At 33.4% G+C, this 15,194-nt stretch carries 13 protein-coding genes; 10 read left to right on the top strand and 3 right to left on the bottom strand.

Going from position 1 to position 15,194, the window contains the following annotated elements:
• Positions 1-9 precede the first annotated feature (9 nt).
• From CHLWT_RS05110 to hemC, 9 genes are all read left to right on the top strand, one after another.
• Complete coding sequence (locus CHLWT_RS05110; protein WP_112000013.1) at positions 10-2,490, top strand: flagellin N-terminal helical domain-containing protein; 2,481 nt, start codon at positions 10-12, stop codon at positions 2,488-2,490.
• An 88-nt stretch (positions 2,491-2,578) separates the two neighbouring features.
• Positions 2,579-4,732, top strand: coding sequence for an FtsK/SpoIIIE family DNA translocase (locus CHLWT_RS05105; protein WP_112000012.1), 2,154 nt, complete (start codon positions 2,579-2,581; stop codon positions 4,730-4,732).
• A 71-nt stretch (positions 4,733-4,803) separates the two neighbouring features.
• Positions 4,804-5,067 carry a DUF2018 family protein gene (locus CHLWT_RS05100; RefSeq protein WP_063998119.1) on the top strand — a complete coding sequence of 88 codons (264 nt, stop codon included), beginning with the start codon at positions 4,804-4,806 and terminating at the stop codon, positions 5,065-5,067.
• Entirely contained in the window at positions 5,060-5,497 is a 438-nt protein-coding gene (locus CHLWT_RS05095; protein WP_063998120.1) for a hypothetical protein, read from the top strand. Before CHLWT_RS05100 ends, CHLWT_RS05095 begins: the two co-directional genes overlap by 8 nt.
• Entirely contained in the window at positions 5,497-6,381 is an 885-nt protein-coding gene (locus CHLWT_RS05090) for a polyprenyl synthetase family protein (RefSeq protein ID WP_112000011.1), read from the top strand. Before CHLWT_RS05095 ends, CHLWT_RS05090 begins: the two co-directional genes overlap by 1 nt.
• Positions 6,381-7,649, top strand: a complete 1,269-nt coding sequence (hemA, locus tag CHLWT_RS05085) for a glutamyl-tRNA reductase (RefSeq protein WP_111982436.1) — start codon at positions 6,381-6,383, stop codon at positions 7,647-7,649. Before CHLWT_RS05090 ends, hemA begins: the two co-directional genes overlap by 1 nt.
• Positions 7,646-9,349 carry a proline--tRNA ligase gene (locus tag CHLWT_RS05080; protein WP_112000010.1) on the top strand — a complete coding sequence of 568 codons (1,704 nt, stop codon included), beginning with the start codon at positions 7,646-7,648 and terminating at the stop codon, positions 9,347-9,349. Before hemA ends, CHLWT_RS05080 begins: the two co-directional genes overlap by 4 nt.
• Positions 9,346-9,747: an FxsA family protein gene (locus tag CHLWT_RS05075; protein ID WP_112000009.1), complete on the top strand. Its 402-nt coding sequence runs from the start codon at positions 9,346-9,348 to the stop codon at positions 9,745-9,747. Before CHLWT_RS05080 ends, CHLWT_RS05075 begins: the two co-directional genes overlap by 4 nt.
• Before the next feature lies 1 nt (position 9,748).
• Complete coding sequence (gene hemC, locus CHLWT_RS05070) at positions 9,749-10,669, top strand: hydroxymethylbilane synthase (protein WP_112000008.1); 921 nt, start codon at positions 9,749-9,751, stop codon at positions 10,667-10,669.
• Positions 10,670-10,945: 276 nt separating this feature from the next.
• Here the strand turns inward: hemC and CHLWT_RS05065 are convergent, their stop codons facing one another.
• The 3 genes from CHLWT_RS05065 to CHLWT_RS05055 are packed head-to-tail and all read right to left on the bottom strand — an operon-like array spanning position 10,946 to position 13,868.
• Complete coding sequence (locus CHLWT_RS05065; protein ID WP_112000006.1) at positions 10,946-11,770, bottom strand: YihY family inner membrane protein; 825 nt, start codon at positions 11,768-11,770, stop codon at positions 10,946-10,948.
• Positions 11,770-13,149 (bottom strand): FAD-linked oxidase C-terminal domain-containing protein, encoded by a 1,380-nt coding sequence (locus CHLWT_RS05060; protein ID WP_111948180.1) that lies wholly within the window; start codon positions 13,147-13,149, stop codon positions 11,770-11,772. The genes CHLWT_RS05065 and CHLWT_RS05060 overlap by 1 nt, the downstream gene beginning before the upstream one ends.
• Positions 13,149-13,868, bottom strand: a complete 720-nt coding sequence (locus CHLWT_RS05055) for a plasminogen-binding N-terminal domain-containing protein (protein WP_112000005.1) — start codon at positions 13,866-13,868, stop codon at positions 13,149-13,151. Before CHLWT_RS05055 ends, CHLWT_RS05060 begins: the two co-directional genes overlap by 1 nt.
• 157 nt (positions 13,869-14,025) lie before the next feature.
• Here CHLWT_RS05055 and CHLWT_RS05050 point away from each other — a divergent pair, with 157 nt between their 5' ends.
• Positions 14,026-15,192, top strand: coding sequence for a peptidoglycan DD-metalloendopeptidase family protein (locus tag CHLWT_RS05050; protein WP_112000004.1), 1,167 nt, complete (start codon positions 14,026-14,028; stop codon positions 15,190-15,192).
• Positions 15,193-15,194: the final 2 nt, after the last annotated feature.

Here is a 15,194-nt window from a genome sequence, read left to right as displayed (position 1 = left end):
GGAGATAAAATGAGAATTACAAATCAACTAACAAGCTTCAACACGCTTTCAAACTATAGAGCCAGTCAAACTGATATATACAATTTAAACAATAGATTTTCTAGCGGATTAAAAATTCAAAACTCCTATGATGATAGTGGAATTTATGTAGATGGAACAAGACTTGAGTATGAGATAAATTTACTTGATCAAGTCAAAGAAACCACTACAAAAGCCTCTGAATTTTCAAAAAACTCCGATCAAGCGTTAAGTGATTTCGTAAAACAACTTGAAAATTTCAAAACAAAACTTATTCAATCAGCAAACGATATGCACGATGCAACATCAAGAAACGCTATAGCAAACGATTTAGACTCCATAAAAACGCATTTGCAAACTATTGCAAATACTTCGATTAATGGGCAGTATCTATTTTCTGGAACAGCGCTTGATACTAAACCAGTCGATTCAGAAGGAAATTACAAAGGAAATAGCGAAACAATAGAAGCCGTGGTCGGTGCAAATCAGACTGTTCCTTATAATCTAAACGGATATGATCTATTTTTAGGTAAAGATAACGACTATAACAAAATTCTAACGACAAATGTAAGCTTACACAATCAAAGAAAAGAAGCTAACGAAAAATTAGATTCTGTATATCTACAAACTACAGATACGATTAAAGATATGATAGGGCGAAATTATTACTCTGAGGACTTACTAAAGCAAGACCCTAATAAAGACCCAGATAAAGACCAAGTCGTAAAAGGCTATAATACAACATTTTTTATGCAAGGCAAAGATGCTAATGGCAATAGCTTTGCTAAAAAATTTACTCTTACGCCTGATGCGAGTATTCAGAGTTTATTAGATGAGATAGGATATGCTTTGGGTAATGATAAAAATGGTAAAAATAAACTAGTAGATGTCACGCTAAACAATAGCGGTCAAATAGAAGTAAAAGATATAAAAAAAGGAAACAATCTACTTGATTTTCATATAGTTGGACTTACTAGCCAAAGGACAACTGAAACTTATAAGATCGGCAATACAAATTTAACCATAACAGGCGGTGATAAGGGTAATTTTAAAGCTAAATTTGAAAACGGAGAGCTTGTTTTAACAGATGCAAAAAATGCAAATACAAAATATACCATTAAAGCAGATGCTAATGGAATTACTGTAAATAATCAAAAAATAACCGGAACAAATTTAGTTATAGACCCAGCAGACTTAGCAAACGGCGTAGATCAACAAGATTTTAAAACATTTAATGAAAAAGATGTAGAAAAATATTCTTACGCCGGTAGTAGAGATAGAGATGGAAACTGGGTTTTTCCTGATCAATTTACTAGCTTAGAAGAGGTGGATTATAATGTGCAAAATGGTTTAGCGTATGTAACTGAGTTTATAAAAAGTGATTTTTCAAAAGATAATGGAAGCAAAAATTTAGCTAGTGATTATAATAGACTAAGATTTGCAAAAGATAGCAATACATTAACCGGCAATGTATCTCAAATAGTAAAATCAACTAACGAATATGCGACCGATGCTACAAAGCTTAGCGAAGTAGCAGGGGCTAGTTTAAATACTCTTTCTACTTTAGATATGAATATCGTTGCAAAAAATGGCGAAAAATATAAAGTTAGTATTAAATTTCTACCAGACAAAAACAATAATAAACCTATTGAGTCAGAATTAACCATAAGCAAGGCTGATGATAATTTTAAAGCACAACAACCAGCAGTTTATACTTCTAAAATCTATAACGGAGTTTATGATGATGCTAAAAAAACCACAAATGCAGTTGTAACTAAACCTGAGGATATCACATATAGACAACTAAGCGATATAATTTCAGTCGTAGCTTCAAATAATATTCCAAATTTACAACCAAATGCTACAGACCAGCAAAAATATGAAGCTTTTTTTGTAAAGGCGGTGCAAGATTCATCTACTAGCGTAGATGTAGGTTTAAACTACAGAGGTCAGCTTGAGATAAAAGATAAATCCAACTCTGTTACTCCGATAGAAATTAGCGTATTTGAAAATACTTTTAATAGCGGAGAGTTTATGGAAGGAATGGCGTCTGGGTCGATGCTGAGCTTTAATGCAAATAATGCTATTACTATAGATGAGAGCAATGTTGATATATTTAAAGACCTTGAAGATATGATAAAAGCCGTAAGAAGTGGAAGCTATAGAGCAAATGCTGATGATGGCAATAATGCTAGAACTACTGGTATTCAAGGTGCTTTAAAAAGGATTGATCATCTTATGGATCATATCAACAAACAACACACTCAAATCGGTTCATATACAAATTTACTTTCTAGCACAAATGATAGAGTAAGCACTCTCAAAGTCAATGTTTCTACGGTAAAATCAGAGATTATGGATGCTGATTATGGAGAAACATACATTATGTTTCAACAAAGACTAATAGGATATCAAGCTATGTTGCAAGCGACATCTAAGATAAACCAAGTTAGCTTATTAAACTATATGTAAAAATTATTTAGTTATAATCATGAGCTAACTTTTAAATCAAGGATTTGATATTTTACGTGAAATTTGGCTTATTATAAGCATCTGTATTTTGCTATTTTTTGGAGTTTCTACTATATTGCCAAATGCTTCTTTTGTAGGAAGTGTTGGCAATCTTATAGGAAATTTAAACTATAAACTTTTTGGCTTTATCTCTTACATATATCCGTTTTTACTCATATATCCAGCGGTTTTAAACTATAGAAATTTTAAAAAACTAAATTTAAAATTTGTAGGAAATATCGTAGGTGCCGTGCTACTTTTCTTTTCTATTTTACTTCTTTTATCTATGTTTTCTAAAAGTTATGGAGGCTTAGTAGGAGCGTTCATCATAGACTCACTTATATCTGTTATAGGAAGTGTTGGAAGCGTAGTTTTTATACTTATGATATTTTTTATTGCATTTGGACTTGCTTTTGATGATAGGCTTGATATCGTTATAAAAAAAGCATTCATAGAACAAACAAGGTCATCAAATACGCAAAATGAATCAAATTTATCTAAATTTAGCACAAAAAACAGCGTCTCAAATTTAAATGAAAACACAAATTTGAATGAAAGTATAAATTTGAATGAAGATACAAATTTAAAAGATGAACCAAATTTAGAGCAAAAATGGCGAATAAAACCCAAAGAGCCATTAGAAGAAATTCAAAACATAGAAAAAGATAAAATAGAAGATGAGATTTCGCAAAATAATGTGATAAAAGATGAGCCTTTAATTCTAAATGGCGTAGAAATTTTAAACGAAGTAGCCGAAAATAAAGAGCTTTTAAATCAGATTGAAAAAGGTAAGATAGAAAAGCCAAAGGATTTTAAACTTCCAAGTTTGGATTTTTTAAATGATCCGCCAAAAAGGTCAAAAAGCATAAATGAGTCTGAGATCGATCAAAAGATCGCTGATCTGCTTGATAAACTTCGCCGTTTTAAGATAGACGGAGATGTTGTTAGAACGTATTCTGGACCTGTGGTTACTACTTTTGAGTTTAAGCCAGCAGCTCATATAAAAGTAAGCAAAATCCTTACTTTGCAAGATGACCTTGCTATGGCTTTAAAAGCTCAAACCATACGCATTCAAGCGCCGATCCCTGGAAAAGATGTCGTTGGCATAGAGATACCAAATAAAAATATTGAAACTATTTATTTAAAAGAAATTTTGCAGAGTGAAATTTATAAAAATGCAAAAAGTGAGCTAACTATAGCACTTGGTAAAGATATAGTCGGCGATCCGTTTATTACAGATCTTAAAAAGCTACCTCATCTTCTCATCGCAGGAACTACTGGAAGTGGAAAAAGCGTAGGGATCAATGCTATGCTTTTAAGTCTTCTTTATAGAAATTCTCCAAAGACTTTACGCCTTATTATGATAGATCCAAAGATGCTTGAGTTTAGCATTTACAATGACATACCTCATCTTCTTACGCCTGTTATAACAGAGCCTAAAAAGGCGATTACGGCTTTGGCAAATTTAGTTGCTGAGATGGAGCGTCGCTATAGAGTAATGAGCCAAACTAAAACAAAAAATATCGAAACTTACAATGAAAAAGTAAAAAAAGAGGGCGGTGAGACCTTGCCTTTTATCGTCGTTATCATAGATGAGCTAGCAGACCTTATGATGACAAGTGGAAAAGAAGTTGAGTTTCATATCGGTCGCTTGGCTCAAATGGCAAGGGCTAGTGGAATTCACCTTATAGTAGCTACACAACGCCCAAGTGTAGATGTTGTAACGGGGCTTATAAAGGCAAATTTGCCAAGTCGCATAAGCTATAGAGTAGGTCAAAAGATAGATAGCAAAGTCATACTTGATCAAATGGGTGCTGAGAGTTTGCTAGGGCGTGGCGATATGCTTTTTACCCCTCCTGGAAGCCCTGGAATAGTTCGTTTGCACGCTCCATTTGCAAGTGAAAAAGAGATAGAAGATATAGTCGATTTTCTAAAAGAGCAACAATCAGTTGTTTATGAAGAGAAATTTTTAAAAGATTCTAGCGTCGAAGCAAGTGAGCAAGGAGTCGCTCTTGGCGAGACAGATGAACTATATGAAGAGGCTAAAAATATCATTTTAAGTGAAGAAAAGACTTCTATAAGCTACTTGCAACGCCGTCTTAAGATAGGCTACAACAGAGCTGCAAGTATAATAGAACAGCTTGAACAAGCAGGAATTCTAAGCCCTATAAATGCAAAAGGACAAAGAGAAATTATAAAATAACCCCTTATTTAATGGGTTTTTTAAATAAATTATTATAGAATTAAGTTTCATTTTATTTTAAGGATTTAAATTTGAATTTTGATGATGATATATTTGGCGGTGAGCCAAAAGGTAAATTTTTTGATATAGTTTTTAACGCAAATAGAAATTTGGTAGAAAACGAGATAGAAAAGCTTTTTATAGAGCTTGTTTGCCTTAGAGATCTATGTGAGCAAAAAGGCATAAATATAGATGATATTCATACTTATCAAGCTTTAAACGCAGATAAAGTAGAGCTTGGTCTAAATGATGTTTATATCGGTGTCACAGGAGATATTCTAAGCCAAAATGAGTAGAGTGTTATGGCTTTTACTACTTTCTTTTTTTAGCTTAAATTTTAGCTTAAATGCTGCTGGGCCTAGTTTCGAACACGCTAAAAAATTTGAGCTAAAAAAGGATGAAAAGGCGTATGTTTTTATAACAGATAGAAGAGAAGGCATAGAGGATATTTTTGAGTTTTCATGGACTTTGTTTGATAATACAAATATGGTTTTGCATACTAAATTTAGAAAATATCCGCGTCAGATAGTGCTTAGTTTAAGACGCGGACTTGAGCTTTATAAGCAGATTGTTTTACCGCATCTTAGAAAAGAGATAGAAGGTGAGGTTATGTTGTATCTTGAATTTAAGGATTTTAAAAATGGCATTGGAACATTTATGGTTTATATTGATGATGATGCAAAACGCGTAAATGTGCGCTTTGAGCCTAATGTCGGAGATGAATAATGGATAAAATAGATAGTATAATGAACGAATTTGTCACGTCGCTCGGATTTGATCATGCCTTAAATATGTTTAGCAAGATAAACCCAGGTAAGAAGCTTAGAAGTAAGCTTATACTAAAGATAGCAGGAGAGAGCGAAGCTAGTTTAAAGCTTTGTGCTGTGATAGAGATCATACATCTTGCAAGCTTACTTCACGATGATGTTATAGATAGTAGTGATGTTAGGCGAGGAAGTCCGAGCATAAATGCTCTTTTTGGAACAAAAAACGCAATAATGCTTGGAGATATTTTATATTCAAAAGGTTTTAATGAGATAGTTAAATTTGATACAAAAATAGCAGATATCGTCTCTGAAGCTGTTTGCAAACTAAGCATCGGAGAGATGATGGATACTTTGCTAGAAGATAAATTTAATACAGATAAAGAAAAATATCTAAAAATGATATATCTAAAAACAGCTGTTCTTATAGAAGCAAGTGCTAGGTCGGCTGCTGTTTTAGCTGGTCTTGATGAGAAAAAATATGCTATTTATGGTAAAAATTTAGGTCTAGCATTCCAAATAGTCGATGATATACTAGATATCACACAAGATAGCTTAAAACTAGGCAAACCGGCTATGAATGACTATAAAGAGGGCAAAACAACTCTTCCTTATATATTTTTATATGATAAACTTTTACCTTATGATAAAGAAAAGCTAACAAGCCTTTTTAAAAAAGAGTTAAATAGTAATGATATAGCCTGGATAAAAGATAAATTTAATGAGTTTGATATAATAAATTTAAGCATAAATTATGCAAAAGATCTTGGAAATAAAGCTACTAGTGCTATAGATAATAGTGAGCTTAAAAACATAGTTACAAGCATGATAGATAGGGATTTTTAATGAACTACGTAAGTGTAAGTTTTACTCATAAAAATACCAGTATCGAGGTGCGTGAGAAGCTCTCTTTTAGCGATCTAGAAAAAAAAAGAGAGATATTAAGGCTAATTGGGGCAAATGAAAATATAATCGAATCTATGGTTCTTAGCACCTGTAATAGAGTAGAAATCTTTGCTTATGCTATAAATCCTAGTATCGCTACAAAACATATACTAAATTCCATATCTATCATTACATTAGTTCCTTATGACGCACTAGAGTTAAGAGCTGACATATATGAAAATGATGGAGCCATTCACCATCTTTTTTCTGTTGCAAGCTCACTTGATAGTTTGGTAGTAGGTGAAACTCAGATAGCAGGACAACTCAAAGAGGCATTTAAATTTGCTTATGATAACGGAGATTGTGGTGATAATATCTCAAATGCCGTGCATTTTGCATTTAAGTGTGCAGCTGAAGTAAGAGCCTCAACTCAGATAAGTAAAAATCCAGTTTCTGTCTCAAGCGTAGCTGTAGCTAAAGCCAAAGAAATTTATGGCAATATCGGCGGTATGACTGCTATAGTAATAGGTGCTGGAGAGATGAGTCGAATAGCTGCTCAGCATCTTATAAATGCGGAAGTAAATGTTATAATTTTAAATAGAGATCTTACAAAAGCCAAGAGCTTAGCTGAGAGTTTAGGGGATCTTGCTAGTTTTGATAGTATAGAAAAACTAGGTGAATATATAAATCGATATAGATTGATATTTAGTGCGACTGGGGCTTTAAATGCTATCATAACTGATGAAATTTTAGAGCCTAAAGATTTTCATAGATACTTTTTTGATATAGCAGTTCCTAGAGATATCGATATCAGCGAAAACGAATTTATTCACGTTTATGCAGTAGATGACTTAGAGAGTATTGTAAGGACAAATTTAGCTCTTAGAGAAGAACAAGCAAGTGTAGCTTATGCAATTGTAGGCAGATCCACTACTGCATTTTTTAAATGGCTACTTTCTAAAAGCAGCACTCCGGCTATCAAGGCTTTAAGGCAAAAAGCAAAAGATATAGCCATAAAAGAGATAGACAAAGCGATAAAAAAAGGTTATATAAGAAATTGCGATAGAAATGAGGCTAGTAAATTAGTTCATCAAGTTTTTAAGGCGTTTTTACATACTCCAAGCGTTAGGCTAAAAGAAAAGAATAGTGATGATGTTTTATCAAATTTAGAATATTTATTTGACATAAAAATACAAAAAGATGAGAATTTAGAAGGGGATTTGAAGTGAAATTTACAAAATTATACATACCTACGACAAAAGAAGCTCCAAAAGATGCCACTTTGCCTAGCCATCAGTTTCTTATAAGAGCTGGATTTGTAGCTCAGATAGGAAGCGGATTATATAACTTTTTGCCTCTTGGAAAGAGAGTTTTAAGAAAAGTTGAAAATATCATAAGAGATGAAATGGACAAAGCAGGAGCAAATGAGCTATCTTTGAGCTTTGTAGTTCCAAGCGAACTTTGGAAGCAAAGTAGGAGATATTTTAAATTTGGAAAAGAGCTTTTGCGTTTAAAAGATAGAAAAGATAATGAGTTCTTACTAGCGCCAACTCACGAAGAATCCATAGTAGATTTAGTAAGAGATAAAGTCACTAGCTACAAGCAATTGCCACTTCATTTATACCAAATAGGGCTTAAATTTAGAGATGAGGCGAGACCTAGATTTGGACTTTTGAGATGTCGTGAGTTTATAATGAAAGATGGTTATAGCTTTCATGCAAACGAAGCTGATTTAAAGCGTGAGTTTGATCTTATGGAGAAGACTTACACTAAGATATTTAGTCGTTTAGGACTAAATTTCCGAGCTGTTGAAGCTGATAGTGGAGCTATCGGTGGAAGTGGTAGTAAGGAATTTATGGTGCTAGCAAAAAATGGCGAAGACGATATCTTAATAAGCGATACTTCAAAATATGCAGCAAATGTAGAAGCTGCAAAAAGAGCTAAAAGAGTTTGTGCGGCTGAGAGACCACAGAGCAGTTCTATGCAGAAATTTTTTACTCCTGGTTGTTCTACCATAGCCAAAGTCGCCGAGTTTTTTAAAGTAGATCCGTTTTATACCATAAAAGCTGTGATGAAAAAGGCTATCTATGAAGATAGTGAAAAAATAGTAGTATTTTTCGTGCGTGGAGATGACGAACTTCAAGAAGTAAAAGCCTGTAATGCTTGCTCTGCTCTTGAGCTAAGTGATGCTAGTGAAGAAGAAGTTATAGCTGCTGGGTTAGTTCCTGGATACTGTGGTCCAGTCGGACTTCATGAAAATATAGATTTTTATATAGATAGCGAATTAGAAAATGAAAAAGAGATGATATGCGGTGCAAATGAAAAGGATTATCACGCTATTGGAGTAAATATTATAAATTTTAATAAAGATAGATTTAAGGATCTAGCAGAAGTAAGAGCTGGAGATAAAGCGCTTGATGGCGGGATTTTGTCTGTCACTAAAGGGATAGAAGTAGGGCATATATTTCAACTTGGCATAAGATACTCTGAGGCTATGGGTGCTACATTTTTAGATGAAAATGGCAAATCAAAACCTTTTTTTATGGGTTGCTATGGCATAGGCGTAAGCAGACTTGTAGCTGTTATGGTAGAAGCTAGTCATGATGAAAAAGGCTGCATTTGGAAAAAAGAGTGCGCCCCTTTTATAGTGCATATAATAGTTTCAAATACCAAAGATGCTAAGCAGATGGAATTTGCTTTAAATTTAGAATCCGAGCTAGAAAGTAGCGGAGTTGAAGTTTTACTTGATGATAGAAATGAAAGATTTGGCGTAAAAATGGCTGACTTTGAGCTTATCGGCGTACCTTTTGGCGTGGTAGTTGGTAATAGTTTGCAAAATTCAGAAGTTGAGCTTATAATAAGAGATGGGCTAGAAAAAGTAAAAGTAAGCTCAAATGAGATACTAGGTAAATTAAAAGAGATAATATGATAAAAATTTCTCTATTTCCGTATTTTGTTATCGAGCTAGTTTGTGTGGTTCTTTATATCTCAAAATACGGAATACTGAACTTTTTTGGCGAGGTGTTTTTAAGCGGTATTTTTGGATTTTTCCTAGTGCTTGGCTATGGATTTTCAAATTTTTATAGTAAATTTGATAATTTGAACTTAAAAAATGTATTTGGCTCTATGGGGCTTGTTGTTGGTGGAGTTTTGCTTATGGTGCCTGGAATTTTAAGTGATATATTTGCAGTTTTTATCATAAGTATATCTTTGATATTAAAGCTCATTAGCTATTTGCAAACGCCTACTCATAAAGAGTATTACACCAAAGACTATAAAGATGACGTGATTGATGTCGAAATTATTGATGAGACAAAAAGAGGTTAAAATGAATATACGAATTGCTAGTAGAAATAGTGCTCTTGCACTTTGGCAGACTTACCACATAAGAGATTTGCTTATATCTAAAGGTCATAGCGTAGAGATAATCACTATGAAGACAAAAGGCGATGTTATCCTTGATACTCCACTTGCAAAGATAGGTGGCAAGGGACTTTTTACAAAAGAGCTTGAAAACTCTATGCTTGAAGGTAGTGCAGATATAGCAGTACATAGCCTAAAAGATGTACCTACGACATTTCCAGATGGTTTAAAACTAGCTTGTGTATGTAGCAGAGAAGATGTAAGAGATGCAATGCTTAGTATGAAGTATAGAAGCCTTGAAGAACTTCCTAAAAATGCTAAAGTAGGCACTACTTCGCTCCGTAGAAAGATGCAAATTTTAGCTAGTAGAAGTGATCTTGAGATTATCTCTCTTAGAGGAAATGTAAATTCGCGTATTGCTAAACTAAAAAATGGCGAGTTTGATGCTATCATACTAGCTATGGCAGGAATCAATCGTTTGAAACTGAATAATGAAGTTAAATTTACTAGCCCTATCAATACTATCCCAGCTATGGGACAAGGCGCTTTGGGAATCGAAGCTGTGAATAAAAAAGAGATTTTAGAAGCCATAGAGTTTTTAAATGATGAAAAAAGCGTGGTTGAGACTACTATAGAAAGAGATTTTGTGCATACATTAAATGGTGGATGTCAAGCTCCCATCGGAATAAATGCAAAATTAAAAGGTGATAAAATAGAAGTAGAAGCAATACTCGGCCTTATAGATGGAAGTGAAATTCTAAGAGATAGCAAGACTTATCCAAAGCTTGCTTATACCATAGCTGGAAAAAACTTTGCAGATGAGTTTATAGCACGTGGTGCAAAAGAGCTTTTAAAAAGAGCCGAAAAAATGGTAGAATTAAGCTAGATTTTCTAGCTTAATTTAGAGAATAATATAATCATAAAGGCTGCAAATATGGCAACTACAATTTTTATATTGCCTTGTATATTTGTGAGCCAAAATTCTTAAATTTATCCAAAAATTCGAATCTATTTTCTAAGGAAATAGGTAAGACAATCCCGTTAAATCCGCACATTCCTTTTATGAGTGCATCATCTTTGCACGGAAGAAAATCTAAGTAAAATTTATCAAAAAATGTGTAATTATTATAATTTTTTATCAAAGATTTTATCCTAAGTCAGCTTAAAGCGCTAAGGTTGTTTTGTCGTTTATATTTTGTTCTAAAATATTGCATAATTTTATACCATATAAAAATATTATCCAAGATAAGTAGATCCATACAAAGAAAAACAGCAGGATTGAAAATGAGCCGTAAATGCTTGTATATGTTTTGTTGTAAAAAGTGTATTCTATAAATATCCATTTTGAGAGCGACCATATAAAAGACGAACAAAATGCACTAAAGATCACGTTTTTTAGATTTAAATCTTTATTTATGGATATAAGATATGTTATGCTAAAGATCGCCCAGATAATCAGATACGGAAACACACCTAGAAAATTTATACCGCTCGTGTAACTGCTTTGGCTAAGGATATTTTGGATTAAATTTGATAACCAAAACGACAGCCCAAGACCAAGAGGCATAAGTGTGATAAGCGTCCAATACGTGCTAAGAGAACGCCAAAAACCACGTGATTTTGTATTTGTTAGTTTAGATATTACAAACTCGTAATCGCTAAAAAACATAATGCTAGTTATGATTACTCCTATAAGACCTACAATACCTAGATTGTTTGAGTTAGATAAAAATTGATCTATATAACTAACTATATTTTCTTGATTTGACGGAAGTAAATTTGAAAATATAAAATCTTTTATCTTTGCATAATACTCCTTAAAACTAGGCAGTTGCGTAAATATAGATAGAGATATAAGCAAAACTGGTATCAAAGATAAAATGGTATGAAAACTAAGGCTAGCAGCAAAGTGCATAAGCTGCTTATCCTCAGCGATTTTATATATATTTTTAAGGCTTATCCAAATTTTTTGCCTATTTATACTCATCAAAGTCCCATTTTATTTGGATTTAAGATGCCATTTGGATCAAATGCTTTTTTTATTGTTCTAAAAAGATTCATCTCTTCATCACTAAATGCAAGACTCATAAATGGCGCTTTGCTGATTCCTATGCCGTGCTCTCCAGATAGTGTTCCGCCAAGTTCAACTGCGACTTTAAAAATTTCAGTTATCGCTTCATGTCCTCTTTTTACTGCGTCAGGATCATCTCTATCTACCATAACGTTTGTATGAACATTTCCATCGCCTGTATGTCCAAAACAAGGAGTTGTTACTTTAAATTTTGCTGATATTTCTTTGATTTTTTCTAGAAGTTCAGGTAGCTTTGAGCGAGGAACTGTAATGTCTTCATTTAGCTTTAAACTTCCATAGCAAGTTATAGCTTGAGAGCAGTTACGCCTTGCAAACCATATATCGGCGGATTCTTCTTCGTTTTTTGCTACTTTAAATCCTGTTGCGCCGTTTTGTTCAAATACGTTTTTGATGATCTCTAGCTCGCTTTCTAAAACATCTAAATTTGATCCATCTACATCGCTTATAAGTATAGCCCCAGCGTCTCTTGGCAGACCTTTGGCAAATTTATTTTCAACGGCATTTATGCTTAGATTGTCTAAAAACTCCATCGCCACAGGTGTTACTCCTGCTACCATAGTTTTATAAACAGCGTTCATAGCAGCATTTACACTAGGAAATACACCCATTGCGGTTTTTTTAAATTTAGGTTTTGCGATGAGTTTTAAAGTGATCTGCGTGATAACAGCCAAGCTTCCCTCACTAGCTATTAAAATACCGGCTATATTATATCCTGCTACGTCTTTTATAGTGCGTTTTCCTGCTCTTATTATGTCTCCATTTGGCAACACAGCTCTTAAAGCCATAACGTAATCTTTAGTTATACCGTATTTTGCAGCACGCATACCGCCTGCATTTTCACTCACATTTCCACCTATAGTACTGTAGTTTTCACTAGCAGGATCTGGCGGATAAAAAAGCCCCACTTCTTCTACTGCTTTTTGTAATTTTATATTTATAAGCCCTGGTTCTACGACTGCTACCATATTTTGCATATCTATTTCTAATATTTTATTCATATGTTTTTCAAATGACAAGACAACTCCGCCACTAGCTGCTAAAGCTCCACCGGTAAATCCGCTTCCAGCACCTCTTGGGACTATAACTATTTTATTTTCATTGCAGTATTTAAGTATATCGCTAACATCTTTTTCGCATCTTGGAAATAGCACTCCATCAGGCTCAAAACGCTTTTTTGTAGCATCGTAGCAGTAGGCTATTTTGTGTGCTTTATCAAATTTAGCATTTTCTTCGCCTAAAAGTTTTTCAAAAAATTTAATATGCTTACTATCCATTATTTTTCCTTAAGCAATCTTTTATAGTATTCATCATAGTTGTTTATCTTAGCGCTATCTAGTTTCCAAAATACGGTATCGATGCCTTGTACCCTTGTATAAAATGGAAGTTGATAGTAATCAACTGATCCGCTTTTAAATCTTTTTAGCACTTCAAAACTACCACAATCAGCAAAAACAGCTTCGCCATCAAGTGCTATAAATATAAGTCCAGCAGCACTATTAGCACACATTTTGCGGAAATCTTCTCTGCTAGGATTTGGTTTGTATTCGTAGTGAAGATAAGCTCCTACGATATCTGGATGGATAAAAGTAATGTTTTTGAAATTTTCTGTTATTTCTTTATAAATTTCTTTATTTGGAACTATGATAAGAGATCTGTCATATAGATAATTTAATATGATCTCATCGCCGACGATAGGCAACATTTTTGGCACTGGAAGTGCAGTTTGCTTAAGTGATCCAAAAACCTCAAATCTAACTTTGGCAAAACCATTTTGCTTCTGTGTTACTACAGCTCTTGCGATGATGGATTTACTTCCATCTTTAAATTTATGCATAACAACGCCACTACTACCGACTATAATATCTGGACTATCTGTTATCTCAGCTATATTATCTTGTAAATTTAGTATTAAAGCATAGGTTGTTTTCATATTAAATTCAGCTCCAAAAGCAAAGCCGCATAAGATAAAAACCATAAAAAGAACTCTTTTCAATCATTTCTCCTGTGTGTAAATTTTCATCATTATATCTAAATTTATTTTAATTTTCGCAAAGTGATTTACCTTAATATGAGATTTTTAGAGATAGCAAAAAGTATTATGTAAGTAAGTTTAAGTTAAAATAATGAGATTTTTTTTACAGAGGTAGTTTATGCTTAGAAAGATTATTTTATTTTTATTTTGCGTGATAAATTTATATGCTATAAAACCAAGCGTTGAAGAACTAATATGGCCAAATGGCGAGAGTTTTTTGATGTTTTTGGAAAACAATAAAATTCCTTTAGCTTTATATTATAACTTAGAAAAAGAAGATCAAGAACTAGCCAGTGAGATAATGAGCGGAACTAGATTTCAGATCTTAAGAGATGAGTTTGATAACATAACTCAAGTTTTGATTCCTATTAGTGAAGAGCTTCAAATACATATATATAAAGATCATTTGGGAAAATTTGTTTTGGAGTTTTTGCCTATCATATACTCCACAGAAGATCTTGTCTTAAGCATAGATATAAACAGATCTCCGTATCAAGATATCATATCTAGCACTGGAAATGTCGCCTTAGCAAGTTCATTTATGAATGCGTTTAAAGGAAGTGTCGATTTTAAAGGGCTTAGAAAAGGCGATAGGCTAGTTATTATTTATTCTCAAAAAAGAAGACTTGGGCGTGTTTTTGGTATGCCAAACATCAAAGCTTCTATGGTGGAAATTCGCGGAAAAGCTAAGTATGTTTATCAATACGATGATAGATTTTACGATAAAACCGGAAAAGAGCTAGAAAATTTCTTCTTAGTAAAGCCGGTTTTAAATGCTAGGATAAGTTCAAGATTTAACCCAAAAAGGTGGCATCCTATCTTGAAAAGATATAGAGCGCATTTAGGTATGGATTATGCTGCTCCAAAAGGGACAAAGATATATGCTGCTGGCGATGGCGTAGTGAGTTTTGTCGGAAACAAAGGCGGATATGGTAAGGTTTTGACGATACGTCATACTGATAATTATATGACATTATACGCTCATTTAAACGGCTTTGCTACAGGTATGAGAAATGGTAAAAATGTTAAAAAAGGACAACTCATAGCCTATGTAGGAAATACTGGAATGAGTACTGGACCGCATTTGCATTTTGGTTTATATAAAAATAATCAAGCTATAAATCCCGAGTCTATAGTCAAAATAGCAAAAAGTATTTTAAGTGGCAAACAAAAGATTGAGTTCAATGCTTTGGTGGAAAAATTTAATAATGAATTTATTTCTAGTTCTAATGGTCACGTAAATGCTCCTAAAGAAGAGGATTTTGAAAACGTAATCGCATTTTAAGG

It is taken from the genome of Campylobacter hyointestinalis subsp. lawsonii (assembly GCF_013372165.1).
GTDB lineage: Bacteria > Campylobacterota > Campylobacteria > Campylobacterales > Campylobacteraceae > Campylobacter > Campylobacter lawsonii.
This window is presented reverse-complemented; position numbering and strand designations above follow the sequence as displayed.

Excerpts from the sequence above, each read along its gene's own strand:
- CHLWT_RS05060 (WP_111948180.1), bottom strand. The coding sequence starts at position 13,149 with ATGGATAGTAAGCATATTAAATTTTTTGAAAAACTTTTAGGCGAAGAA.
- hemC (WP_112000008.1), top strand. The coding sequence starts at position 9,749 with ATGAATATACGAATTGCTAGTAGAAATAGTGCTCTTGCACTTTGGCAG.
- CHLWT_RS05050 (WP_112000004.1), top strand. The coding sequence starts at position 14,026 with ATGCTTAGAAAGATTATTTTATTTTTATTTTGCGTGATAAATTTATAT.
- CHLWT_RS05095 (WP_063998120.1), top strand. The coding sequence starts at position 5,060 with ATGAGTAGAGTGTTATGGCTTTTACTACTTTCTTTTTTTAGCTTAAAT.
- hemA (WP_111982436.1), top strand. The coding sequence starts at position 6,381 with ATGAACTACGTAAGTGTAAGTTTTACTCATAAAAATACCAGTATCGAG.
- CHLWT_RS05065 (WP_112000006.1), bottom strand. The coding sequence starts at position 11,770 with ATGAGTATAAATAGGCAAAAAATTTGGATAAGCCTTAAAAATATATAT.
- CHLWT_RS05090 (WP_112000011.1), top strand. The coding sequence starts at position 5,497 with ATGGATAAAATAGATAGTATAATGAACGAATTTGTCACGTCGCTCGGA.
- CHLWT_RS05110 (WP_112000013.1), top strand. The coding sequence starts at position 10 with ATGAGAATTACAAATCAACTAACAAGCTTCAACACGCTTTCAAACTAT.
- CHLWT_RS05075 (WP_112000009.1), top strand. The coding sequence starts at position 9,346 with ATGATAAAAATTTCTCTATTTCCGTATTTTGTTATCGAGCTAGTTTGT.